Genomic DNA, 23,153 nt, shown 5'->3' with positions numbered 1-23,153 from the left:
CGCCCACCACTGGTCGTCGACACCCACCACGACGCCTCCCGGGACGCGGGACAGCCGTGCGCGCACGTGCGGCGCCCTCACGAGGCCACCCCCCGCCCGAGCCACGGCTCCAGCGGAGCGGGCGGCGGCACCGGAAGGCAGTCGGCCGGGCGGTCGGGCTCGGGCAGCTCCATCAGCTGGTAGACGCCCTCGCGCAGGAGCCGTGCCGAGTCACCGGGGGCCGACGTCAACAGCGACGAGTACCAGCCCGCCCGCTCGGGGACGTGTTCGGCCACCGCCGCCCGCACCTGCTCCCAGAGCGGCCGGTCGGTGTCCAACCGCGGGGCCGACCGGCCCAGCAGTTCGCTGTGCGAGGCGGGGACCACGTCCTGGCCCGGGAAGGCCGCGAGCAGGACCGGGCGCCCCGCCGCCGCGGCGTAGTACGTGACGGATCCGTGGTCGCCGACGACCAGGTCGGCGGCGACCACCGCCGCCTGCCAGCCGTTCTCCGGCGGCAGCAGCAGGGCGCCGTGGCGTTCGGCGCCGCTCATCCACGCGCGGACCTGGCGGCGTCCGTGCCACTCCCAGATCCCGGGGTGCGGCGTGGCCACGACGCGGGCACCGTGCGGGGCGAGTGCGGCGCTGAGCCGGGCCGGGAGGTCGTGGTGGCGTCCGAGCAGCGAGTGGGGCCGCCACGTGGAGGACAGCAGCACCAGGGTCTCCCCTTCGCCGACATCCAACGCCCGCCGGTAGGCGTCGCGTCGGGACAGGCTGGCCAGGATCCGGTCGAAGGAGGGGTCGCCGACCACGCGCGCGGCCTGTGCCGCCTCGGGCACGGTGCGCGCCAGGACCTCACGCACCCGTTCGTGCGGGACGCCGATCATGGCGGGGACGACCCGGCCGCGGGTGACCAGTCCCGCCGCGGTCCGGGAGAGGTCGCGCGGGGCGCTGGCCCCGTGCCCGTCCCGGCGGGGGCGGATCTTGCCGGGACCGGCCCCGTGTTCGAGGGTCAGTACGGGGGCGTGCAGCTGTTCGAGCCCGCCCAGGCCCGCCGCGATCGCCAGGTCGAATTTCTGCGCGGTCGCCTGCTCCCAGTCGATGACCACGGCGTCGAGCCCGCGCACGTGGCGGGCCGCGCCACCGGCGAGCGGGGAGGTCGGGGGGACGGTGAAGACCACCTGCACGCGCGGGTCGGACTCGACCAGCGGCAGGACGTCGGCCAGACGGGTGGCCGCGGTCAGGTGGTGGGCGACCACCAGGACGGTGCGTTCGGTGCGCAGGGTGGCCTGGGAACGGGCGCCCGGGCCGAACGGCCCGGTGCGCCACCGGATGTCGGTCATCGGTGCTCCTCTCCGAAGAGGTCGGAACACGAGCGTCACCCGCGGGACGTGACGAACCGCCTGCACGGGACCCGACAACCACCTGCGAACCGCATGACGGATCGCCTGCGTCCGCGTCCTCCCGGAGGGGCCCTCCGGGGCGGGGTCAGCCGACGAGCGCGCCGCGCGGGTTCGGGCCGCGGAGCTCTCCGGCGTCGGCGCCGCGTTTGAAGGCGTCCCACTCGGACCTGGTGTAGACGAGGACGGGGGAGTGGGGGGTGGCGGTGTCGGTGAGGGTGAAGCCGCCGTCGGGGAGGAACCCGGCGCGCAGGCGTCCGTAGTCGGCTCCGCCCGTGGCGACCAGGGTGAGGAAGTGGTCCCAGTCGGTGTCGGGGACGGTGAGGGTGGGGCCGTCGGGGTTCTTGGTGTCACCGACCTCGGTCAGACCCTCGCACGGGACCCGCACCTGGACACAGCCCTGCGGGTTCGTGCTGAAGCTCGACTTCACCCACGCCGTGGACGGGGCGCTCTCTTCCCACGCTGCGTGGCTCACTTCAGCTCCTTGAGGGTCTTCTTCAGGTACCGCGTGGTGTCCTCCGGACCCAACGCGATCTCGTGCAGTCGCTTCAGCAGGAGCTTACAGCGGCGTACCTCGCGGGGTTTGAGGAGGAAGTTGTTACCGGTGCTGCCTTCGGCGTGTACCACCGGCGGCTGGTCGTCGAACTCCAGCAGGGCGATGTTCCCGTTCAGTCCGACGTGGGCGCCCAGGGAGAACGGGAGCACCTGGATGTTGATGTGCGGCTGCTCCTGTTGCTCGATGAGGTGTTGGAGCTGCTCGCGCATGACCTCGGTGCCACCGATCGGTCGGAGGAGGGCGGCCTCCTCCATGACCACCGACAGCCGCAGGGCGGGGTCGCGGTCGAAGAGCTCCTTACGGCGCATCCGGACGTCCACCAGAAGATCGACGTCCTCGGGAGGCGTACCGAAGGAGGCGCCGTTCAGTACCGCACTGGCGTACTCCCGTGTCTCCAGGAGTCCGTGGATCAGGGTGGTCTCGTACGCCTGGACGGACGTGGCGTCGAGTTCGAGCCCGATGTAGGTGTCGAACCGTGGCGGCAGGACGTCGTCGTAGGCCTCCCACCACCCGGATTCGGAGGCCGCTTCGAGGAGCTGGTGGAGCGACTGCCGCTCGTCGACGTCGTCGACGTGCAGGAGGGTCAGCAGCCTGTCGAGCTGCTCCGCGTCGGGGATGAGGCTGCCGCCCTCGAACTTGCTGATCGTGGACGGTGCACACCCCAGGTCGGAGGCGACGCGTGCGCCGGTGAGCCTGGCTTCGGAGCGCAGGCTCCGCAGACGGGCACCGAGTTTTCGGCGGGCGGCGGCCGGGCTGCGCTGAGCTTCCACGTCGTTCCTCTCGATTCGGCGTCGTGACGAGCCAATGCCCATGGTGGCATGCCTTCCCGCCATCGGAACCCGTGCTCTCAGACGAGATCAAAATTATTCCAAGCACTTGCCAGGAATGTTCCGAGAATGCATCATGAAGATGCGCCGTGGTCGAAGGGTCACTGAAGGTGACGGTCGGAGGCGGCGTTATCTGCGGCGTGTGGTGTGCCGACTGTCGCGACGGGGTGGGGCCGGCGGATGCCCTTCTCTCCCGCTGAGGCCCCACCATGCCTGCGGTGGCTGGATTCGGTTCGTTTCGTTCTCTGGAGGGTTACGGTGAGCAGCTTTGAGATTCCGAGGCCGCGGTGCGGCCGCAGTCAGGACCGGCGGGTGGTGGGCGGGTTGCCGGTCCGTGTCGGGAGTCGGCGTCTGGGGGTGTCCACCGCGTACTTCGACGGGACGCCCGCACAGGTCGGTCGGGTCCGGACCTGGTGCGCGGGGGCCACCGGGTGGGACGCACAGGCGAACGCGCCGGTCGAGCTGGTCGTCAGCGAGCTGGTGACCAACGCCGTGGTGCACACGGCCTCGGGTGGTCGGTGCGGGCGGGTCAGGGTCACCGTGGAGGTACTGCCCGGTCGGGTCGTCCTGGTCTCGGTGACCGACGACGGCCCCAGGGCCCTGCGTCCGGTCACGGTTCCCGCCCTGACCGACCGCGTCGACGGAACACAGCCGTCCGGGCGCGGCCTCCGCCTGGTCTCCGCGCTGGCGGAGAAGTGGTGGTGGACCGGGTGCACGGGCGGCCCGCTGACCGTGTGGGCGCTGATCGACCCCGACCGCGACCCGGACACCTGAACGAGGAGCAGGGTGCCGCCGCGGCGGGAACCGCAGCCCCACGGGGCCGATGACACCCGCCACAGCGGCAGACACGACGATGCCCCGGCTGGTGCTTGGACCCACCGAGCCGGGGCGTGACCACCCACCTGAGAACCGCAGGAGGATGACCATGCACCACACTACCGGCCGCCACCGCAGGCGGCACCGAACTCTCGTGGGACGGCTCCGGGCCACCGTCGCCGCGAGCCTGGCCGCGGCACTGGCCTTCGTCCTCGTCCCCGACCCGCCGAGGCGCGAACCGGTCTTGATCCCTCCGCCGCCCGAGCCTCCCCGGCCTCCGGAACCGCTCGCGGCGGAGTACGACACGGAGTACTCGGACGCGGGGGATCCCGACGAGATCGGCGGCGCACTCGTTCGCCCCTACATGTCGCGATCACTCCCACCCCCGCCCCGGCTTCCCGGGGACGACCTCCTGGCCGCCCCGACGCGTCAGCCGCCTGACGACCTGGGTGAACTCGCCGCAGTGGTCCGTACCTACCTCGGCACCCTCGGTTGAGGCGGTTCGTCTTTGCCGGCCGGGCGGCACACATGGTGGTGGTCGCCCGGCCGACCGGGTCGTCGGCGCCCTCATGGGTTCGGGTGCCCCGGTGCGGGCTACCCGACGACCGCCACGAGCGCCGCGGCCGTCGAGCCGAGTTCGGTGGCCTTCTCCGCCAGGTGGCGGAACCAGCCCTCAACGGCAGGCCAGGCGGTGGGGATCAGTGCGATGGCGAACATAGGGGGCTTTCTGGTGGCTTGGCGTAAGGCCGGTCGTACAACGCCGGCGGCCGGACCAGGGAGGTCCGGCCGCCGTCCTGCAACGCGATCCTAGATGTGGCTGGTGCTCTGTGTGTGGCTATTGAGAATATTGATGAAGAAAGTCCATATCAGTCGCGTATGCGGCGTGTGCTTCGTGGTTCAGAGCCCGTACCAGCGGTTCGTGGCGGCTTCTCAACCGATCCGCCTCCTCCTGGTCCCCCCGCGAGCGTGCGAGTCGTTCCCAGGCCAGGAGCGCCTGGACGCGACCCCGCAGTGTTCCCACCCGTGCTGCCTCCGCCTCCGCCCTCTCATAGCACGCCGAGGCCCGCTCCGCGTGGTTCGTGGCCGCGTGCGCGTGCCCGAGCACGGTGAGCAGTTCGTAGCGACGAGCGGCCAGTCGCAGCTTCGTTCCGGCCAGGGCTTCCTCCAGTGGAGCTAGGGCTTCCCGCGCACGTCCCAGGCGCACCAACGCGTACCCGATGTTGCCCAGGGCGACGATGGCGCCCTCGCGCTCACCCGTCTCCCGGAAGCTGGCCAGAGCCGAACGCGCGTGCCGCAGAGCGTTCGCGTGGTCGCCCCGGGCCTGTGCGATCTCTCCGAGGTTGGCTGTGGCGCCCGCGGCCTGCCGCCAGTCCTCAGCCCTGCGGAACATCGCCCGCGCCCTCTCCACGAGACGGGTCGCCTCGTCGTGGTGGCCGAGGTAGCAGTAGGACCCCGCCAGGTCTCCTGTGGTCCGGGCGATGCCGCGCCAGTTGTCGATCTGGCCGTAGTACTCCAATGCCTCCAGGAACGGTGGTACGGACTCGTGCAGCAGCCCCATCTCCCGGGCGCAGTTGCCGATGCTGTTGAGAGCGTCCGCCATGCCGGCGCGATCACCCGCTGCCTCCGCTCTCCGGAGTGCCTGTCGGTGGAATCCCTCCGCCGCACGCAGATCGCCTTGGACGTAGCGAATCGTCCCCAGCTCGTTCATGGTGATCGCCGCTCCCGTGGACTCACCCACCATCGACCACAGCCGATGCGCCTCCGAGACGGACGCGAAGGCGTCATCGTGCCGTTCCAGGCGCCACTGCGCCTGGCCCAGGTCGTAGAGGGAGTGTGCGGCGCCGTAGGGGTCGCGGGGCCCGCGGACGAGTACTGCCCGTTGGTGGGCGGCGGCGGCCTCCTCCCACCGCATCGAGGCGTCGAGCAGAGCCGCGCAGGCGTGCGCGATGTCGGCCTCGGACGTCTCGAAGCCCCCGTTCGCCCGTGCCCAGGAGAGCAGGTCGAGCACGGCCTGCTGCTCGGTGTCCCACCACTGGTAGGCGTCCCACAGGGAGGCGAAGGCCGGAAGGTCGCAGTCGGGCTCGGAGCGGACCGGCCGCCGGTACCTGTCCGGCGCGTAGTACCTGTCCGCGGCGTCACAGGCGTGGAGGTAGTAGGCGAACAGGCGACGCAGGGCGCTTCGCCGCTCGGCTGCCGACAGAGAGGAGTTGCGCTGCGCGAACGCCGACACCAGGCGGTGCATGGAGAAATGGTGCGGCCTCGGCTCCTCCACCAGGGACGCCTCCAACAACCGTTCGAGAAGGACCCCCGCGTTGTCGGACGAGTCGCCGAGGAGGGCTGCGGCCGCGTGGATGTCGAACACCTGTCCGGGGTGCAGGGCGAACCGTGAGAACCCGGCGCGCAGATCCGGATCCAGGCTGCGGATGCTGAGGTCGAAGACGGACTCCAGACTTCGGTCGCCCAGACGGATGTGCCCCAGGCCCTCCCGGACATCGCCCAGCTTCTCCAACAGATCCTCGGGCGTCCACGACGGACGTCCGCGCAGCTGACCTCCGACGAGGCGCATGGCCAGAGGGTGGCCCCCGCAGTACCTGGCGATGCCGCAGAGCGCGTCGGATGAGGTCCCGCTCCCCACCACCGCGCTCAGCAGTTCCGCGGCCTCCTCGTCGGGCAGCCAGGACAGGCGGTGCCACCGCGCGCCGTCCAGACCGGACAGTCTCCATCGGCTGGTGATCAGCACGGCGCAGTCCGGCCCTCCGGGGAGCAGGGGGCGCACCTGTGCGACGTCGGCGGCGTTGTCGAGCACGACGAGGAGCCGGGAGCGGGCGGTGCGGTCCCGCCACAGCGCGGCCAGGGACGACTCGGTGGAGGGCTGTTGTGCCTCGTGGACGCCGAGCATCGACAGCAGGTCGCGCAGTGCCTCCACCGGATCCTTCCGGGGACGCTGGTCACCCCCGCCCCGGAGGTCGACGTGCAGGAGACCGTCGGGGAAGTGATCACGCAGCATGACGGCCACGCGCACCGCCAGCGCCGACTTGCCGATACCGGTCAGGCCGTGGATGACGTCGATACTCGTCGCGCCTGAGGCGCGGGTGAGCACGGACGCGGTGAGCTCTCGCGTGTCCCGGCCGCGGCCGGTGAAGTCGGCCAGGTCACGGGGCAGGGTGTTGCACTGGTGACGGGGGAGGGGGGTGACCGGTTCGAGGTCGGGTTGGCGGGCACCGGAGGGCTTGGCGCCCAGGACCAGGCGGAGGGTGCGCTCGGTCTCCGGCCGCGGCGAGGTCCCGTGCTCGTCCAGGTGGCGGCGCAGGCCGTGGTAGGCGGCGACCGCCTCGTTCGAGCGCCCCGCGGCGTGCAGGCAGAGCATGAGCAGTTCCGTGATCCTCTGGTTGGCCGGGTAGGCGTGCGCGTACCCGGCCAACTCGCCCACGACGTCGTGCGCACCCGTGGCCAGGGAGGTCTGTGCCCACAGTTCGACCGTGCTCTGGTGCTCGGTCCGCATCAGCTGCCGGATGTTCGACACCCACCTGCCGGTCAGCCCGGCCAGGGGAGGACCCCGCCACAGGTCGAGCGCGGCGCGGGCGCGGGTGAGTGCCCCGGGACCGTCACCGCCGCGGCGGGCGCGTTCGGCCTCCGACCGCAGGCGGCGGAACCGCTGCCAGTCCACGGCCTCGGGCACGATCTGGAACCGGTAGGTCCCGGCCCGGGACATCAGGGCCGCCGGTGCCGCGCCGACCTTGCGCAGCCGGTTGCGCAGCCGCGTCAGCGTGGCGTCGATCGTGGACACCTCCACCGGCTGGCCGTCCCAGACCCGTTCGATGAGGGTGTCCCGCTCGACCGGGTGGCCGGGGTCGACGCCGAGTGCCACGGTCAGGGCCAGTGCCCGACCGGTGAGTTCCATGGGTCGGCCGCCGACGCGCAGTTCGACGGGCCCCAGTACGTCAAGCTCCACCATCCACTCCCGTTGACCCCCGGGATACCGACCATTCCCGCGATCGTGCGGGGGCCACCCGCCGTGGTCCGTCCGATATCGGCGGGCACGTGCATCGGACGGTGCATGCCGTCTGCTGCTCCCACGACGTGCGGATATCGATCATCAGGGCACTGATCGACCATCAAGGTGACATTTCCTTGTCCGAAAGGACAGTCAGGCGATCGGATCGTGGACCGGCCGATTCCTCATGAATCTACGCCGTAAAGGTGGCGCTGCTGAAGAGAACACACATACCGGTCGTAAGTCACAAACGCCTGCATGTCTAGACTCGGCAGTCATGAACCCCAAACGCCCCATCACCCCCTCTTCCGTTCACGGCGCGGACTGACCGTGGACCCCGAGATCCTCGGCCTCCTGATGCTGGTGGCCCTCGGTGCGGGCTGGGTCGACGCCGTCGTCGGCGGGGGAGGGCTCGTCCTCCTGCCCGCCCTCCTCGTCGCCTCCCCCGGCACCCCCCTGGCCACCCTGCTGGGCACCAACAAGCTCGGCGCCGTCTTCGGCACCGCCTCGGCCGCCGTCGCCTACGCCCGCCGCATCAAACTCGAACCGCGCGTGGTCTGGCCCACCGCGGGCCTGGCGCTCCTCGGCTCCGGGTTCGGTGCGCTACTGGCCACCGCGCTCACCGCCGACGTCCTCAAACCCGTCATCATGGTCGTCCTGGCGGGCGTGGCCCTCATGGTCTACTTCCGTCCCGCCATGGGCACCGAACCCAACCCGCGCCTGCGCACCCGCAACCGGGCCCTGGCCGCCGTCGCCCTGGCCGGTCTCGCGGTCAGCTTCTACGACGGACTCATCGGCCCCGGCACCGGCGTCTTCCTCATCATCACCTTCACCGCGGTGCTCGGCATGGACTTCGTCTCGGCCTCCGCCTCCGCCAAGATCGTGAACGCGGCCACCAACCTGGGCGCCCTGGTGGTGTTCGCGCTGGGCGGTCACCTCCTGTGGACCCTCGGCCTGACCCTGGGAGCGTGCACCGTCGTCGGGGCCCAGATCGGCTCGCGGATGGCCCTCAAACGCGGCTCCGGGTTCGTGCGCGCGGTCCTGCTCGTCGTGGTCCTGGCGCTGCTGGTGCGTATGGCCTGGGACCTGTTCCTCTGACCCGGCTCCCGTCCGCGGCGCCCGGGGGACCGGAAGCCTCCCCGCCGGCAACCGGAGGGCGGTGACCGAGCCCCTGCCGCCCGGCCGTGTCCGGACGCGCGGCGCGGGATACACGGCCCGATCCGCGTCGCGGGTTAGATTCCCAGCATGGACGGAGCCTCCTGCGTCGTCAGTTCCCTCGCCGCCGAGGGCATCGACCACCTCTTCATGGTCCCCGGGGGACTGAACGACCCCTTCATGCAGCCGATGACCGGGACGGAGGGCCTACGGACCATCGTCGCGGCACACGAGGGGGGCGCCGCCTACATGGCCGACGGCTACTCCCGCGCCTCGGGCCGCCTCGGGGCCGCGTTCGGCATCGGCGGACCGGGCATCACCAACATGGTCACGGCGGTCGCCGCGGCCCGGGCCGACCGCTCCGCGGTCCTGGCCATCAGCGGCGAGGTCGCGACCGGAACCGAGGGACGCGGGACGTTCCAGGACGCCAGCGGTGCCGCGCTGGACGACGTCTCCGTACTCAGACCGGTCACGGCGGAGAGCCTCAGCGTGAACTCGCCGGCCAACCTCCAGCCGTACCTGCGCGTCGCGGCACTCACCGCGCTGCGCGAGCGGGCGCCCGTCCACCTGTCGATCCCGTTGGACGTGCAGCGCAGTCCGCAGAGGACGGACTGGACGCCGCTGCCGGAGGCGGCGTACCGGCCGATGGCGATCGACCAGGCCGCGACGAAGGCCGCCCTGTCCGTGTTCTCCACGCAGAGCGGCGGTAGGCCCCCCGCCAACGTGGTCCTCCTCGCCGGTCCGGGAGTACGCCACGCGGGGGCCGAGCCGGCTCTGCTCGCCGCCGCCGAGCGTTTCGACATCCCGATCGCCACCACCCTGGGCGGGAAGGGCACGGTCCCCGAGGACCACCCGCTCGCGCTCGGCGTCTTCGGTTACGGCGGCTCGCGCTGGGCCAGCGAGGCGATCCTCGATCCGGCCGTCGCGGTACTCATCGTCGTGGGGTCGGCGCTCTCCCAGCGGGACACGCTGAACTGGGACCCCAAGATGCTGCCGACGGCCGAACTCGTCCACGTCGAGGCGGACCCGAGCCTCATCGGACGGACGTGGCCCTCCTCCAGCCCGGTCACCGCCAGCCCGAAGGCCTTCCTGGAACAGCTCGCCGCCGTCGACGGGACGGTCGCCGACGGGCTCGACGGCGGCCGTGCGGACCGACGGGCCTTCCTCACCGACGTACAGGGGCGCGGACCGCGTGCCTACGAGGCGGACGACACCGCCAGTGACGCCGAACCGATGCACCCGGCCCGGTTCGTCACGCAGGCGCGCGCCGCCTGCCCGCGCGACACGGTCCTCTCGGTCGACTCCGGCGCGCACCGCGCCTGGTGCTCGCAGTACTGGCCGAGTTACGGCGACGGGGACTACGTGTCCCTGACGAACCTGGCCCCCATGGGGGGCGCGATCCCCCTGGGCATCGGCGCCAAGCTGGCGCGCCCCGAACGCCCGATGGTCGTCGCCACGGGCGACGGCTGCATGCTGATGCACGGGATGGAGCTCCACACGGCCGCCCGCTACGGCATCCCCCTGGTCGTCCTCGTCTTCGACAACCACGCCTACGGCAACATCTGGTACCGGGCCGAGCGCATGGGTACCGGACCCGAGGCGCTGACCGACATCCCCGGCCTGTCCTGGCCGGAGTTCGCGCGCTCGGTGGGCGCCGACGGAGTGGCCGTCTCCCACCCCGACGAGGTGGGCGAGGCGGTCGCCCACGGGCTCAGGCAGCAGGGGCCGTTCCTCGTGTCGGCCCGGATCGACAAGAAGTACCCGACGCCCATCGCGCCCTGGCGCCGGGCCGTCGCCGAGTGGGAGGACAGTCACTGATGGCAACACTTCCCGACCCCGGCCCGCGAGCGACCCCCGAGGTCCGCGCGGAGATGGAGCGGATGGCCGCCGTGCGCAGCCACGCGGACGGCCGACCGCGCCTGGCCGAGGTCTACGTCACGATGTTCAACAACCCGGACGTCGCGCGGGCCGTCGGCGACCTCGGTGAACGGCTGCGGTTCCGGGGTGTCCTCCCGGACGACCTGCGCGAGACCGCGATCCTGCGGTTCGCCGCCCGCCGGGGCCTGGACTACGAGTGGGCGCACCACGTGCGCCCGGCGTCCCAGGCGGGGCTGGCGGCCGCCTACATCGACGCGCTGGCCCGGAGCGGCGTGCCCTCCGGCCTCACACCCGCCCAGCGTGCCGTCGTCCGCGCGGTCGACCACGTCGCCGACGACGCCGAGATCCCCGACGACGTCCAGAGCGCCCTCGTCGGGGCCGTCGGTGCGGCGGGCGTCGTCGAGGTCGTGGCCATCTGCGGGCTCTACGCCCTCATGGGCTACATGTGCACGGCGCTGGGCGTCGTGACCGAGCCCGGCCTGCCGACCCCTCCCTGGTCGCGGGACCGACCCGGCGGCGGGTGAGGCCGAACCCCGTGCGGACCCCGCCGGTGCTCCCCGAGACGGGAGCGCCCGGCGGGGCCGCGCCAGAGGTGTCCCCGCCCCCGCCCCCGCACGACGCGTCGTGCGGGGGCGACACGTTTCCCATGGTCGGGACATCGCCCGCTCCCCGGTTTGGGGCCGCAGGGGCTGGGGGAGGGGCAACGGGCACGGACACCGACCAGTACGGAGGCGCGCCCATGTCCGACCCGATCGACCTGCACGCGACCGCCATGACCGAGTTCGACCACCGGGTCAGGCAGGTGGGGACCGCCGACTGGGCCCTTCCCACGCCCTGCGCGGACTGGGACGTCCACGACCTGGTCAACCACCTGACCACCGAGCAACTGTGGGTCCCCGCCCTGCTGGACGGCGCGCGCATCGAGGACGTGGGGGACCGCTTCGACGGGGACAACCTCGGCGAGGAGCCCGTGGCCACCTGGGCCGTGGCCGCCAGGGAGGCGCGTCTGGCCTGGCTGGCGCCCGGTGCCGTGGACCGCACCGTCCACCTGTCCTCGGGCCCGGCCCCGGCGCGCCGCTACCTGTGGGAGATGACCTTCGACCTGGCCGTGCACGCCTGGGACCTGGCCCGGGCGCTGGGCGGTGACGAGCGCCTGGACCCCGTCCTGGTCGGCGAGCTGCGCGACTGGCTGGGGGACCGGGGCTTCGGGCCGGGGCCGATGTTCGACGAGCCCGTGGCCGTGGGGCCGGACGCCGCGTCCCAGGACCGGCTCATCGCCCTGACCGGACGTCAGCCGTGACCCCGGTGGGCCCTCGGCGGCATACCGTCGCCGAGGGCCCACCGGGGCCGGTCGGGTCCGCGAGGCCGTTCAGGCGGCGCTGGCGGTCTGCTCCTCCAGGGCCTTCTCGTCGAAGGTCATCTGCGGCGGGGCCTGGCGGAACCCGCGGGTGACGTAGGCGAGCTGGACCAGGCCGAGCGCGGCCCACACGCCGCCGATGACGAAGGCCAGTCCGCTCAGGTTGGTCCACAGGTACACGGTCAGGCTCAGGCCGATGCCCGGGACCAGGCCGTACCTGAGCAGGTCGGCGCCGGTGCGCATGCGCTCGCGGACCACGAAGTGGATGATCACCGACAGGTTCACGGCGGAGAAGGCGACCAGGGCGCCGAAGGAGATGAACGAGGCGACGGTCTCGATGTCGAGGAAGATCGCGCCGATGGCCACCCCGCCCACGAGCACGATGTTGGCGGTGGGGGTGTTGTAGCGCTTGCTCAGGCGGCCGAAGACGTTCCTGGGCAGGCTGCCGTCGCGGCCCATGGCGTAGAGCACGCGCGAGACGCTGGCCTGGGAGCTGAGCGCCGACCCGAACGAACCGATGATCAGCGCCAGGGTGAGCAGGGCGGCCAGCACGTCGCCGCCCACGGTCCGCATGATGTCCAGCGCGGCGGAGTCCACGTCGGTGAACCGGGTGTAGTCGGGGAAGACCATGTGGCCGAACCAGGAGGCGGCCAGGAAGATGAGCCCGCCGCACAGGGTGACCAGGAGGATCGCCCGGGGGATGTCGCGCTTGGGGTTCTCGGCCTCCTCCGACAGGGTGGTGACCGCGTCGAAGCCCAGGAAGGACTCGGTGAGGATGGCCGCGGCGCTCAGGACCGGCAGGATCTCCAGGCCGCTGCCGACGAACGGTGCCAGCGGGTGGATGTCGGTCATGCCGACCAGGTGGCGGGCGCTCATCGCGAAGAACAGGAGCAGGAAGGCCACCTGGGCGCCGACGATCACGGTGTTGGCCTTGGCGACCAGGGCGATGCCGCGCACGTTCAGCGTGGTGATCACGACGAGGAAGCCGACGATCCACACCCAGTCGGGCACGGCGGGGAACTGGGCGTTCAGGTACAGGCCGATGGTGATGTAGTTGATCAGCGGCAGGAACAGGTAGTCCAGCATCATCGTCCAGCCGACCATGAACCCGGTGCGCGGGCCCAGCGACTTCTGGGCGTAGACGTAGGCCGATCCGGTCGAGGTGTAGACCCGCGAGAGCCGCCCGTAGGAGTAGGCCGTGAAGAGCATGGCCACCATGGCCACGAGCACCGCGGTCGGCAGGCGGCCGTGCGACATCGCCGTGGCGACCCCGTAGACGGTGAGGATCGTGGTCGGGACCAGGTAGGCCAGACCGAACAGCACCAGGTGGGGCAGCTTGAGGACGCGCGCAAGCTTCGGGGTGGTCTCAGACAACAGACCGACCTTCTTCCTGAGGGTTGACCGGTGTTTCGTATGCTCCGGGTCTTCTGTGAGCAAACCCACCATGACAGGCGTCACTGTCCAGTGCAAGTGATTCCATCGTAAAAAGTGACCCTGGCAACTGATCTGTGACATCTGACGCCTGTAGACAACCAAATCAGTGGATTCTCGTAGGTTGTGCCACACAGGTCACCCCCGGGTGCGCCCTCCGTCACCCCGCAGCGCCCGCCACGCGGGGGATCCGGGCCGGTACACGACGACGCCGCCGCCCCCTGCCCCGGGGTCGGCGGCGTCACCGCACGCTGGCGCAGGGTCACGGTTCGGGTCGGGTTCCGTGGGTCGAGGAGGGTCCGACGCAGTGCACCGTTGGCCGCGGCCTCGGGAGAACCGGGCCGGATAGGGTCGGCCCGTCCACGTGATCACCGACGCCCCGGGTTCGGTGCACCGAGGAGCCGCCGATGCACCGCTTCGATTCCAGCTACCCCGCGCGCCTCGCCGCCCACGGGGCCGTGGCTCCTGGTCTGTCGTCGTTGAGCGACCGGCGGCTCGGTGACGTCGTCTCGTCGGCCTCCGCGGTCGGGTCCGGCATCGGCGGCAGATCCGCGGAACTGGACCTCGACGGGACGCGGGTCTTCGTCAAGAGGGTGCCGTTGACCGACCTCGAAGCCCGGCCGGACAACGTCCGTTCCACGGCGAACCTCTTCGGCCTGCCGATGTTCTACCAGTACGGAGTGGGCTCGGCCGGGTTCGGCGCCTGGCGGGAGCTGGCGGTCCACACCATGACGAGCAACTGGGTCCTGGCAGGGGAACACGAGGGTTTTCCCCTGATGTACCACTGGCGCGTCCTGCCCGACTCCCCTCCCGAGGGCTTCGCGGACGAGTTCGGCGGCATCGACGGCGCGGTCGCCCACTGGGAGGGCTCACCGGCCGTGCGCGCACGGCTGGAGGCGATCGGCCGCTCCTCGCACAGCCTGGTGCTCTTCCTCGAGCACGTGCCGCGGACACTCGGTGCGTGGCTGAGCGAGCACCGGGAGAACGCGACGCCGACTGGCGCCGGCTCTCCCTATCCGTGGGTGGAGGACGCCTCGGCGCGGGCAGCGGCATTCATGAGCTCTCGCGGGCTCGTGCACTTCGACGCCCATTTCGACAACCTCCTGACCGACGGCCGGCTGATCTACTTCGCGGACTTCGGACTGGCCCTGAGCTCAGACTTCGAGCTCTCAGCGGCCGAGGAGCGGTTCCTTGCGGACCATCTGGCCTACGACCGCCACTACACCGCGAGCCATCTGCTCCACCACCTCGTCGACCGCCTCCGGGGTGACACGGGAAGGGACGTGTTCCTGCGGGAGTGGAGTGCGGGTCGAAGGCCCGGCGGTGTTGCGCCGGAGGTCGCGGCGATCATCGAACGGCATGCCCGGACCGCCGTCGCCCTGGACGGCTTCCACCGCCGGTTGCTGACGGAGAGCAGGCGGACACCCTTTCCGGCCGCCGAACTCAACCGTGCCGCGTCCGCCGGCGCGGCACGGTTGAGGAACGCGGCTCCCCCTCTGGGAGGCGGACCGGGTACGCCGGGAATGGGCAATGGGCCAGAGTCTCCACAGCCCAGGAGGTAGACCGGTCCGTCTGGCTGGGGGAGCCCCGTCTCAGGGGGTGCCCGAGGAGTCCCCTGCCGCTGGTCCACCTGCGCTCGGTCCCGGCCAGGGTCGGCGGGAGGACCTGGTGGCGGGTGACGGCCTCGGTGGGCGCCTCGGGCGGACACCGGCCGCCGGGGCGGGCAGATCGGACAGGTCGGGTTCCTCGTGCACGATGCGGAAGACCACCGCGTGGACCGGGTCCTGGCCGAAGGGGCTGTGTCCGGTGGCGGCGAAGGCCGGTACGCACCCGGGGGAGAGCACGTCCGAGGCCGGGCCCACCGGCCGGGCCGTGGCCTGTTCGGGGGACAGGAACGCGGCGGTGCCCAGCACGGTGGAGGCCGTGGTGTGGGAGGTGGCGTCCAGAGCACGGGCGATGCCGGAGTCGATCAGCCGGGGCCCGTCGGCGGCCAGGATGATGTTGGCGGGTTCGAGGTCGCGGTGTACCACGTCGTGGGCGTGGGCGTGGGCGTGGGCGTGGGCGTGGGCGTGGGCGTGGGCGTGGGCGGCCGTGAGCCCTTGGGCCGGTGACCGCGACCGTGTGCCCGCCCGGGGAGCGACCCGGGAACACCTGTCCCATGCCGCCTCCACCCAGGCGGGCGTGCAGTCTGTGGGGGCCGGTCTGGTCGGGGTCGCCCTCGCGCAGGGGGTGGGCCACGGTACCGCTTCGGGATAGGGGGTCGTTCGCCCGGTCGGCCCCGATGATCCCAGAAACAGGAACCCTGTCCAGAGCAAATGTCCGTGCCCTCTGGGGAACCGTGCGGCTCCCCGGCGCCACCGGTGCATCGAGCCCCCGCACACGACGAAGGGGCCCGCGCCCACCGGCGCCAGCTCCCGCACCACGGACCGGACGCCCCTCAGGCGCCCGACAACTCCCAGCGCAGCACCAACTCGACCAACTCCACCACCACCTCCTTGGCCGACTGCCGACTGCGTGCGTCACACAACAGCAGCGGCACCGGATCCTCCAGGTCCAACGCCACCCGCACGTCCTCCGCGCGGTGCGTGCGCTGCCCGTCGAAACAGTTCACCGCCACCACGAACGGCACCCGCCGCTCCTCGAAGAAGTCGATCACGTCGAAGGAGTCCGTCAGACGGCGCGTGTCCGCCAGCACCACCGCCCCCAACGCCCCCCGCGCCAACTCCTCCCACATGTACGAGAACCGCCGCTGCCCCGGCGTCCCGAACAGGTACACCACCGTCGACGCGTCCAGGGTGATCCGGCCGAAGTCCAACGCCACCGTCGTCGTGGTCTTGCCCTCGACCCCCGCCAGGTCGTCCAACCCCACGCTCTCGGTGGTCATCACCTCCTCGGTGTGCAGCGACTCCACCTCGCTCAGGGCCGACACCAGCGTCGTCTTGCCGGCCCCGAACCCACCGGCCACCACGATCTTCAACGTGTCCGGCACCGGACCCGCCACCTCAGCGGCCATCTGCCCCATCCACTCCACCTTCTACAACTCCCGGATCCGCTCCAGTACCGATCGCAGCGTGGCCGCGTTCGGCCGGGCGCGTTCCCAGTCCGAGGTCCGCACCACCACCCGACCCTGGTCGACCAGATCCGCCAGCAGGATCCGCGCCACCCCCAACGCGAACCCCGTCCGCGAGGCCACCTCCGCCACCGACAGCGGCCGCACGCACAACGACAGGATCAACTCCACCTCCGGGTCGGCCTCCGGCACACCCACGGCCGGAACCGCCACCACCTGCGTCGTCACCGTCAGATCCGACCGCGACGGACGGGTACGGCCCCCCGTCAGCGCGTACGGCCGGATCAGGTTCGACTCCTCACCACCCGCCGCGGGCGGCGCCGCACTCACGTCCCGCCCCGCCGACCCCGCGGGAGCGCCGACAGATGCGGACCCACCTGCCGGACCAGCCTGTTCAACTCGAACGCCGCCTGACCCATGTCACAGGAGTCCTCGGCGACCAACGCCAGCGAGGCCCCCCGGCCCGCGGCGAGCACGAAGAAGAACACACGGTCCATCTCCACCACCGTCTGACGCACCTCACTGGCCCCCAGTTCCGCCCTGGCACCGCGCGCCAGGCTCGCGAACCCCGACGCGATCGCCGCCAACCGCTCTCCCTCGTCGCGCACCACCCCCGGAGAGCACGACAGCAGCAGGCCGTCAGCCGACAGCAGCAGAGCGTGCCGGGCTCCCGCGACCCGCTCCACCAGGTCGGCCAGCAGCCAGTCCAACGACCCTCCCACCGGTACACCGCCACCGACCGCCCGGCCGCCACCAGCCACATCCGCTGACATCCACATCACCCTTCCGTCTGTTCACCGGGGCGCGCACCACGCGCGTCCTCCGCGCCGTCCCCGCCGCCGGACTCCGCGCGACCGCGCAGCGTCCCCGACTGGAAGGCGCTCATCATCGACCGGATCTCGGACAGCGACCGCCGGTCACCGGTCTCCTCGACGACGACCTCGGACCCGCCTTCGCCGCGGTCCGTCCCCCGGCCGCCGTCCCGCACGTCCTCCGACACCGCAGACCGGCTCCTCCGTCCGCGCCGCCGGGGCAACCCCAGGTAGGTGTCCCCGTCCCCGCACGGAACCTCACCGCGCACAACCACCCCCGGGGCCACTCCCGCCACAGGGCGTGTGTGCGGTCCGGTGTCCTCGGCCGCGCTCCCCGCCTCCGGTTCGGTCAGCGCTTCGGTGGGGATCACCACGACCGCGCGCGTCCCACCGTCCCCGCCGGGCTCCAACCGCACCCCGAACCCGTGCCGGGCGGCGATGGTGGCCGCCACGAACAGCCCCAGCTGAGAGTCCTCCCGCATCCGCCCCAGGTCGAACCGCGGCGGATCGGCCAGCAGCGCGTTGGCCGCAGCCCGCCCCTCCTCGGTCATCCCCAGACCCCGGTCCTCGACCTCCAGCGCGTACCCGCGCGCCCCCTCGCACCGGCCCCGCACCGTGACCATCGTCCCCGGGGGCGAGAACGCCGCCGCGTTCTCCAGCAGCTCGGCCAGCAACCGCACCGTGTCCGCGCCCGCGTCACCGCGCAACCACACCCCGGGCACCTCCAGCACCCGCACCCGCGTGTAGTCCTCGATCTCACTGGCCGCCGCCCGCACCGCCTCGTGCAACCCCACCGGCCCCCACCCCCCGCGGGTGGGCGCGTCACCGCTCAGCAGCACGAGGTTCTCCGCGTTGCGCCGCATCTGGGTGCTGAAGTGGTCGATCCGAAACAGTGACGCCAGCACCTCGGGATCGGTCTCACCGCGCTCCAGCGAGTCCAGCAGACCCAGCTGCCGGTGCACCAGCGACTGGGTGCGCCGCGCCAGGTTCCGGAACATCGCCCGCACCCCCGCGCGGACCTGCGCCTCCTCCACAGCCGCGGCCACCGCCGCCCGCTGGGCGTCGTCGAACGCCTCGGCCACCTCGCCGATCTCGTCCCGCTGCTCCACCCGCAGCCGCGGCACCTCCACGTCCACGTCCACGCTCCCGCCCGCCCGCAGCCGCGCCGTCACCTCCGGCAGCCGCACCCGGGCGTGCTCCAGGGTCAGGGTGCGCAGCTCCTGGAGCCTGCGCCCCACCCGCTGGGTCCCGACCACCGCCACCGCCGTCGAGGCCAGGACCGCCAGCAGGACCAGCACGCTCGTCGACACCAGCACCCGGGCCAGCCCGGCGGCGTACTCGTGGCTCAGCTCCACCACGCTCTCCATCTGCGCCTGCTCGACCTCGCGCATCCGGAAGTCGACCGCCTCGGCCGCGCCCCGCCACGTGGGGGCGTTGACGGGCACCGTGGAGGTGCCCCGCAGCCGCATGCTGACGATGTGGTCCTGGAGCAGGCGCACCGTGGTCAGCCCCGAGTACGAGCTCACCCACAGGTACTCGCGGCGGTCCTCGTCGCCGAGTTCGACCCCGACCCTGTCCCAGGTGTGGCGCTGGGCCCCGACGGCCGCGGAGAACCGGGCGTGGTCCTCGGCGGTGAAGTCGTGCGAGGCCACGGCGTGCGCCACGACGGCGTCCTGCTGGTTGAGCAGTTCCCGCGTGCGCATGAGCGAGGTCAGCGAACGCAGGTGGGGGACCTGTTCGGGGTCGGCGCGGGTCACCTGGCCGTCCCAGAACCGCATCCCCGTCTCCACCGCGCGGTCGTAGAAGGTACCCGCCTCCAGGGGGTCGCGCTGTTCGCGGGGCAGGGCGTCGACCAGCTCCCGGTGCCCGTCCAGTCCGTCCAGCGCGTCGAGGAAGTCCCGTGCCTGCCGGGGGAGGGACCGCTCGTCGAACCCCTCCATGCGCCCGGACAGCAGGGCGACGGCCTCGTCGGTCTCCTCCCGCGCGGCTTCCAGACGGTTGAGGCTCTCCCGGGAGGGGCTCGCGGTGTCCATGGTGGCGCGACGTTCGCGCTGGAGCTCGCCCACGACGAGCACCACGGGTTCGCCCACCTCCTCCGTCAGCGCCGCGGTCGTGCGCAGGTCGCCGATCTCCAGGACCATGACCGTGGTCATGGCGGCCCACAGGGCGAGCAGGGCGGTGCTGGGGACCAGGACCAGCGTGATCATGCGTGCGCGGAGCGAGTGGCGCTTCTCATGGGGCATGGATGCGCTTCCAGGGGGGAGGGGAGCGTGCACGGAGGGGACCGCGGGTCGGGGAGGGTCGGAGTTCCCCCGAGTGAACCGGTTGGCGGGGGAACGCGCAAGGGCCGAGGGCCACCCGTTACGGTCGGGAGACCTGGGGGCCGCTGGTCACCGGGGGTGTTGCCGGAACCGGCCATCCAGTAAAAATCTACGATGTAAAGGTGGCGGAGCGGTTCCACCGCCCTACAGACACCAACAATCGCGCGGCTCCGCCGCACCGACCACCACGGGTTCGCCCCACACGGCGGTCGGAGCGTGAAACCCGACGCCCAGCGGGGTACGGTTCCCCTGCGCCGCACCGCACCGTCACGATGTGACACCCTTCGGTCACCGATTGGCACCGATGTTGGCACCAACCACGGGGGAGAGGACACCATGAAGCTCACCGACGACCAGATCCGGGAGGGTATCGACCGACTCACCGGATGGGAGTGGGACCCCGACATCCCCGAGATCCACCGCACGGTCAAACTCAAGGACTTCCTCGCGGCCATGGCCCTGGTCAACGAGATCGCCCAGGCCGCCGAACAGGCCGGACACCACCCCGACATCGACATCCGCTACAACAGGGTCCGGCTGTCCCTGTGCACCCACGCCGTCGGAGCCCTCACCGAGAACGACATGGCGCTGGCCGCGCGCATCGACGAACTCGTCCCGCCGCCCTCACCGCGCTGAGGGGCGCGCGGCACGGCTCGTCGTCCGCGGCCGTACCCTCGACCGGACCCGTGCGGGCCTCCAAACGGGTTCAGCGCAACCGCGCCCGCCGCATCTTCCCCGAGGCCGTACGCGGCAGCTCCGGAACGAAGTCCACCACCCGCGGCGCGGCGTGCGTCGCGTACCGGCCGCGCACCCACTCCTTGAGCTCCTCCGCCAAGTCCCCGCCGCCCTCGTGGCCCGCGGCCAGCACCACCCGGGCCCCGATCACCTGGCCCGCCAACGCGTCGGGGATCGAGTACACGCCGCACTCCTCCACGGCCTCGTGCTCGTTGAGCACCGCCTCCACCTCGGTGGGGCCGATCCGGTACCCGTGCGACTGGATCGCGCCGTCGTCACGGGTGGAGAAGAACAGCCACCCCTTCCGGTCCATGATCCCGGTGTCGCCCGTCAGGTAGTAGGACCGGTCCGGCGTGAACCGCACCTGCGAGGCGCCCTCGTTGTCCAGGTACCCGCCGAACCAGGCCAACGGGCTGCCCGCCAGGTCGACCGCCACCCGGCCGTAGGCCCCCACCGGGGCCGGTTCGTCGGAGATCGCCTCCAGCACCCGCACGTCCCACCCCGGCAGGGCGGGACCGATCGCGCCCGGCGCGACCTCCTCCGCGGGCTCACCCGTGTCCCCGTTGGGCACGCCCACGCACCAGCCGAGCTCGGTCTGCCCGTAGTGGTCGCGCACCGGTACGCCGAACACGTCGTTCACCCACTCGATGACGTCGGGGGCCAGTGGCTCCCCGGCGCTCGACAGCCGCTGCACCACGACCTCCGGCGGCAGCGTCTTGGTCGCCGCGCGCAGGGTCCGGTAGGTGGTGGGGTCGGCCGCCAGGTTGGTGACGCCGAACAGGCCCAGGACGTCGAGCGTGAGCTCGGGGTCGAAGAACCCCGCGCGCAGGGCGAGGGAGTTGTGTCCGGCCAGCAGTGGCGAGACCACCCCGTGGTAGAGCCCGTAGGCGGTGCCGGGGGCGGCGGTGTTCCAGTACACGTCCTCGTCGTCCACCCCCAGCCCGTAGTGGTGGTGGGCGTGCATGGCCGACAGGGCCCGCACGGGCACGGGCACTCCCCGGGGAGGGCCCACGGGGCCGGAGACGAACAGCAGGGCGAGGTCGCCGTCACCGCCGACGGCGGCGTCCTCCACCGGGGTGGTGGCGCGTTCGGCGAGGGAGGTCAGGGTGTGGTCGCCCTCGCGCAGGGGGCGGGTGCCGGTGGTGGCCACGCCCCAGAGGGGGGCGGTGGAGTCGGGGAGGGGGTCGAGCTTGGTGCGGTACTCGTCGTCGCACACGACCAGGCGCGCCTGGGAGTGGGTGAGGCGCTCGGCGATGGCGGAGGGCGCGAAGGACGGCAGGAGGGGGACCAGGACGGCGCCCAGGCGCCAGGTGGCCAGGGCGGTGACGGTCAGGTCGACGCCCTTGGGGATGAGGGTGGCGATCCGGTCCCCGCGGGTGAGGCCGAGGTCGGCGAGTCCGGCGGCCAGGGCGCGGGAGCGTTCGGCGAGTTCGCCGTAGGTGAGGGTGGTGGCGGTGAGGGTGGGGCCGATCTCGGTGGTGGCCACCGCGTCGGGGTGGTGGCGGTCGCACAGCAGGTGGGCCACGGAGGTGGTGGGTGTGTCGTAGGTGGCGATCCAGTCCTGTATGCGGTGCGCCGGGTCGGACATCGGTGGTCGTCCTCGTTTTCGGTGGTTTTGTTGTGTTCGGGGATGTACGTCAACACTATGCCCCACTGTGAGGCTGGCCTCACTCGCCTGTGGGGTGCGGTTTCGGACATGATGGTGCGCATGGATAGCGCGGCTGTGGTGGAACGGTTCGGTCTGGGTGAGCCCGAGCGGGTGTGGTTGGCGGAGGCCGAGCGGCTTCCGGATCCGGTCAGGCCGTTGGACGTGCCGGTGGGAGAGGCGGCTGAGGAGGTTCTGGACCTGTTCGCGTTGGCGTCGCAGGACCGTGCCGAGGTGCGGGGGCTGTGGCCCGACGCGGGGTGGCCGCCGGAGCTGTGGCACCTGGTGGAGTGCATGTACCGGCGGTTGTGCGCGGACGCGGATCTTGCGTTGGGGGAGTGGCGGGACTGGCCGGCGCTGGTCGGGGCGCCGGACGCCCGGGTGCGGGTCGCGGCGCTGTGGGCGTTCGCGGCGGCGGTGGCGGACCAGTTCGAGCGGCACGCGGCTCGGGGGATCGACCGTGCGGTGACGGCGCGGACGCTGGCGGACGTGGGTGTCCAGGTGGCGCGGTCGCGGCGGATGTTCGGCCGGTTGAGTCTGGAGATGTCGGCGTGGGTGGCGGCGCAGTTCCGGGGGCGGTTGTTCTGGGTGGGCGGGTTGCAGGTGGAGCCCGCGTTGTTGGGGGAGCAGGGGGCGGTGGAGTGGTATCCGGCGGGGGAGGCCGCCGGGTTGGGTGCGGGGATGGGTGTGGGGGATCCGGTGTTGCGGTTGCACATTCCCACGGGTGGGTTGGATCCGGCGGCGGTGGAGGGGACGTTGGCAGTGGCGCGGGAGTTCGCGCGGGCGCATCTGGGGATGGATCCGCGGGTGGCCACGTGTACGTCGTGGTTGTTGGATCCGGCGTGGGCTGGGGCGTTGGGGGAGGGGTCCAACATCGTGCGGTTCCAGCGGCGGTTCTCGTTGGTGGGGCGGGGGGTTCCGGGGGAGGCGGACGTGTTCCGGTTCGTGTTCGGGATGCCTGAGGTGGATGTGGCGGCGGCTCCGCGTGGGACGCGGTTGGAGCGTGCGGTGGTGGAGCGGTTGGAGTCGGGGGGTACGTGGTCGGTGCGTACGGGGTGGTTGTCGTTGGTGTGAGGGGCGGTGTGTGCTGCGACGGCGGGTTGTCGCGGTACGAGCGGTGGTGGGCCTGGTGTTCGGTCCCGCCGGGGCGCGGGTCCCGGGTGGGGGCGCGGCCGGGGCC

21 protein-coding genes are annotated in these 23,153 nt (G+C 72.0%); 9 read left to right on the top strand and 12 right to left on the bottom strand.

Annotation, left to right across the window (positions count from 1 at the left end; genetic code table 11):
- Positions 1-77 precede the first annotated feature (77 nt).
- From ACTVAJ_RS04990 to ACTVAJ_RS04980, 3 genes are all read right to left on the bottom strand, one after another.
- On the bottom strand, positions 78-1,319 hold the full coding sequence (locus ACTVAJ_RS04990) for a hypothetical protein (RefSeq protein WP_470386853.1): 1,242 nt from the start codon (positions 1,317-1,319) through the stop codon (positions 78-80).
- Positions 1,320-1,464: 145 nt separating this feature from the next.
- Entirely contained in the window at positions 1,465-1,851 is a 387-nt protein-coding gene (locus tag ACTVAJ_RS04985; protein WP_470386852.1) for a DUF397 domain-containing protein, read from the bottom strand.
- Positions 1,848-2,702, bottom strand: a complete 855-nt coding sequence (locus tag ACTVAJ_RS04980; RefSeq protein ID WP_470386851.1) for a helix-turn-helix domain-containing protein — start codon at positions 2,700-2,702, stop codon at positions 1,848-1,850. Before ACTVAJ_RS04980 ends, ACTVAJ_RS04985 begins: the two co-directional genes overlap by 4 nt.
- A gap of 414 nt (positions 2,703-3,116) precedes the next feature.
- On the opposite strand from ACTVAJ_RS04980, the gene ACTVAJ_RS04975 reads away from it, so the two are divergent.
- Both ACTVAJ_RS04975 and ACTVAJ_RS04970 read left to right on the top strand, forming a co-directional pair.
- Positions 3,117-3,533, top strand: a complete 417-nt coding sequence (locus ACTVAJ_RS04975) for an ATP-binding protein (protein ID WP_470386850.1) — start codon at positions 3,117-3,119, stop codon at positions 3,531-3,533.
- Between the two features lie 151 nt (positions 3,534-3,684).
- The gene (locus tag ACTVAJ_RS04970; RefSeq protein WP_470386849.1) at positions 3,685-4,071 is read left to right on the top strand and encodes a hypothetical protein; all 387 of its coding nucleotides are present in this window, start codon (positions 3,685-3,687) and stop codon (positions 4,069-4,071) included.
- Positions 4,072-4,169: 98 nt separating this feature from the next.
- Here the strand turns inward: ACTVAJ_RS04970 and ACTVAJ_RS04965 are convergent, their stop codons facing one another.
- Both ACTVAJ_RS04965 and ACTVAJ_RS04960 read right to left on the bottom strand, forming a co-directional pair.
- A complete protein-coding gene (locus ACTVAJ_RS04965) occupies positions 4,170-4,292 on the bottom strand; it encodes a hypothetical protein (RefSeq protein ID WP_470386848.1) in 123 nt (40 codons plus the stop codon).
- A gap of 118 nt (positions 4,293-4,410) precedes the next feature.
- Positions 4,411-7,530, bottom strand: a complete 3,120-nt coding sequence (locus tag ACTVAJ_RS04960) for an AfsR/SARP family transcriptional regulator (protein WP_470386847.1) — start codon at positions 7,528-7,530, stop codon at positions 4,411-4,413.
- Positions 7,531-7,899: 369 nt separating this feature from the next.
- Here ACTVAJ_RS04960 and ACTVAJ_RS04955 point away from each other — a divergent pair, with 369 nt between their 5' ends.
- The 4 genes from ACTVAJ_RS04955 to ACTVAJ_RS04940 all read left to right on the top strand — a co-directional run bounded on the left by ACTVAJ_RS04955 (position 7,900) and on the right by ACTVAJ_RS04940 (position 11,902).
- Positions 7,900-8,667 (top strand): sulfite exporter TauE/SafE family protein, encoded by a 768-nt coding sequence (locus tag ACTVAJ_RS04955; RefSeq protein ID WP_470386846.1) that lies wholly within the window; start codon positions 7,900-7,902, stop codon positions 8,665-8,667.
- Positions 8,668-8,814: 147 nt separating this feature from the next.
- On the top strand, positions 8,815-10,542 hold the full coding sequence (locus ACTVAJ_RS04950) for a thiamine pyrophosphate-binding protein (RefSeq protein WP_470386845.1): 1,728 nt from the start codon (positions 8,815-8,817) through the stop codon (positions 10,540-10,542).
- Positions 10,542-11,126, top strand: coding sequence for a carboxymuconolactone decarboxylase family protein (locus ACTVAJ_RS04945; RefSeq protein WP_470386844.1), 585 nt, complete (start codon positions 10,542-10,544; stop codon positions 11,124-11,126). The genes ACTVAJ_RS04950 and ACTVAJ_RS04945 overlap by 1 nt, the downstream gene beginning before the upstream one ends.
- Positions 11,127-11,341: 215 nt before the next feature.
- Positions 11,342-11,902, top strand: coding sequence for a TIGR03086 family metal-binding protein (locus ACTVAJ_RS04940; RefSeq protein WP_470386843.1), 561 nt, complete (start codon positions 11,342-11,344; stop codon positions 11,900-11,902).
- A 69-nt stretch (positions 11,903-11,971) separates the two neighbouring features.
- Here ACTVAJ_RS04940 and ACTVAJ_RS04935 read toward each other — a convergent pair whose 3' ends face one another.
- Complete coding sequence (locus tag ACTVAJ_RS04935; protein ID WP_470386842.1) at positions 11,972-13,333, bottom strand: APC family permease; 1,362 nt, start codon at positions 13,331-13,333, stop codon at positions 11,972-11,974.
- A 464-nt stretch (positions 13,334-13,797) separates the two neighbouring features.
- Here ACTVAJ_RS04935 and ACTVAJ_RS04930 point away from each other — a divergent pair, with 464 nt between their 5' ends.
- Complete coding sequence (locus ACTVAJ_RS04930; RefSeq protein ID WP_470386841.1) at positions 13,798-14,952, top strand: protein kinase family protein; 1,155 nt, start codon at positions 13,798-13,800, stop codon at positions 14,950-14,952.
- A 30-nt stretch (positions 14,953-14,982) separates the two neighbouring features.
- On the opposite strand, the gene ACTVAJ_RS04925 is transcribed toward ACTVAJ_RS04930, so the two are convergent.
- The 5 genes from ACTVAJ_RS04925 to ACTVAJ_RS04905 all read right to left on the bottom strand — a co-directional run bounded on the left by ACTVAJ_RS04925 (position 14,983) and on the right by ACTVAJ_RS04905 (position 19,515).
- Positions 14,983-15,756 carry a protein kinase domain-containing protein gene (locus tag ACTVAJ_RS04925; RefSeq protein ID WP_470386964.1) on the bottom strand — a complete coding sequence of 258 codons (774 nt, stop codon included), beginning with the start codon at positions 15,754-15,756 and terminating at the stop codon, positions 14,983-14,985.
- Between the two features lie 71 nt (positions 15,757-15,827).
- Entirely contained in the window at positions 15,828-16,412 is a 585-nt protein-coding gene (locus tag ACTVAJ_RS04920) for a GTP-binding protein (protein WP_470386840.1), read from the bottom strand.
- Between the two features lie 12 nt (positions 16,413-16,424).
- Positions 16,425-16,790, bottom strand: coding sequence for a DUF742 domain-containing protein (locus ACTVAJ_RS04915; protein WP_470386839.1), 366 nt, complete (start codon positions 16,788-16,790; stop codon positions 16,425-16,427).
- Positions 16,787-17,239: a roadblock/LC7 domain-containing protein gene (locus ACTVAJ_RS04910; protein WP_470386838.1), complete on the bottom strand. Its 453-nt coding sequence runs from the start codon at positions 17,237-17,239 to the stop codon at positions 16,787-16,789. Before ACTVAJ_RS04910 ends, ACTVAJ_RS04915 begins: the two co-directional genes overlap by 4 nt.
- Positions 17,239-19,515 (bottom strand): sensor histidine kinase, encoded by a 2,277-nt coding sequence (locus ACTVAJ_RS04905; RefSeq protein WP_470386837.1) that lies wholly within the window; start codon positions 19,513-19,515, stop codon positions 17,239-17,241. The genes ACTVAJ_RS04910 and ACTVAJ_RS04905 overlap by 1 nt, the downstream gene beginning before the upstream one ends.
- 414 nt (positions 19,516-19,929) lie before the next feature.
- On the opposite strand from ACTVAJ_RS04905, the gene ACTVAJ_RS04900 reads away from it, so the two are divergent.
- Positions 19,930-20,229 (top strand): 4a-hydroxytetrahydrobiopterin dehydratase, encoded by a 300-nt coding sequence (locus tag ACTVAJ_RS04900; RefSeq protein WP_470386836.1) that lies wholly within the window; start codon positions 19,930-19,932, stop codon positions 20,227-20,229.
- A 70-nt stretch (positions 20,230-20,299) separates the two neighbouring features.
- On the opposite strand, the gene ACTVAJ_RS04895 is transcribed toward ACTVAJ_RS04900, so the two are convergent.
- The gene (locus tag ACTVAJ_RS04895) at positions 20,300-21,916 is read right to left on the bottom strand and encodes an AMP-binding protein (RefSeq protein WP_470386835.1); all 1,617 of its coding nucleotides are present in this window, start codon (positions 21,914-21,916) and stop codon (positions 20,300-20,302) included.
- A 120-nt stretch (positions 21,917-22,036) separates the two neighbouring features.
- Here ACTVAJ_RS04895 and ACTVAJ_RS04890 point away from each other — a divergent pair, with 120 nt between their 5' ends.
- On the top strand, positions 22,037-23,047 hold the full coding sequence (locus tag ACTVAJ_RS04890) for an acyltransferase domain-containing protein (protein WP_470386834.1): 1,011 nt from the start codon (positions 22,037-22,039) through the stop codon (positions 23,045-23,047).
- The last annotated feature ends 106 nt before the right edge of the window (positions 23,048-23,153 follow it).

The organism is Nocardiopsis sp. KDC1DS13DA1, from assembly GCF_055632325.1.
This window is presented reverse-complemented; position numbering and strand designations above follow the sequence as displayed.

Coding starts and splice junctions, on each gene's coding strand:
- ACTVAJ_RS04990 (WP_470386853.1), bottom strand. CDS start 1,319: ATGACCGACATCCGGTGGCGCACCGGGCCGTTCGGCCCGGGCGCCCGT.
- ACTVAJ_RS04970 (WP_470386849.1), top strand. CDS start 3,685: ATGCACCACACTACCGGCCGCCACCGCAGGCGGCACCGAACTCTCGTG.
- ACTVAJ_RS04965 (WP_470386848.1), bottom strand. CDS start 4,292: ATGTTCGCCATCGCACTGATCCCCACCGCCTGGCCTGCCGTTGAGGGC.
- ACTVAJ_RS04960 (WP_470386847.1), bottom strand. CDS start 7,530: ATGGTGGAGCTTGACGTACTGGGGCCCGTCGAACTGCGCGTCGGCGGC.
- ACTVAJ_RS04950 (WP_470386845.1), top strand. CDS start 8,815: ATGGACGGAGCCTCCTGCGTCGTCAGTTCCCTCGCCGCCGAGGGCATC.
- ACTVAJ_RS04945 (WP_470386844.1), top strand. CDS start 10,542: ATGGCAACACTTCCCGACCCCGGCCCGCGAGCGACCCCCGAGGTCCGC.
- ACTVAJ_RS04940 (WP_470386843.1), top strand. CDS start 11,342: ATGTCCGACCCGATCGACCTGCACGCGACCGCCATGACCGAGTTCGAC.
- ACTVAJ_RS04930 (WP_470386841.1), top strand. CDS start 13,798: ATGCACCGCTTCGATTCCAGCTACCCCGCGCGCCTCGCCGCCCACGGG.
- ACTVAJ_RS04925 (WP_470386964.1), bottom strand. CDS start 15,756: ATGCACCGGTGGCGCCGGGGAGCCGCACGGTTCCCCAGAGGGCACGGA.
- ACTVAJ_RS04920 (WP_470386840.1), bottom strand. CDS start 16,412: ATGGGGCAGATGGCCGCTGAGGTGGCGGGTCCGGTGCCGGACACGTTG.
- ACTVAJ_RS04910 (WP_470386838.1), bottom strand. CDS start 17,239: ATGTGGATGTCAGCGGATGTGGCTGGTGGCGGCCGGGCGGTCGGTGGC.
- ACTVAJ_RS04905 (WP_470386837.1), bottom strand. CDS start 19,515: ATGCCCCATGAGAAGCGCCACTCGCTCCGCGCACGCATGATCACGCTG.
- ACTVAJ_RS04900 (WP_470386836.1), top strand. CDS start 19,930: ATGAAGCTCACCGACGACCAGATCCGGGAGGGTATCGACCGACTCACC.
- ACTVAJ_RS04895 (WP_470386835.1), bottom strand. CDS start 21,916: ATGTCCGACCCGGCGCACCGCATACAGGACTGGATCGCCACCTACGAC.
- ACTVAJ_RS04890 (WP_470386834.1), top strand. CDS start 22,037: ATGGATAGCGCGGCTGTGGTGGAACGGTTCGGTCTGGGTGAGCCCGAG.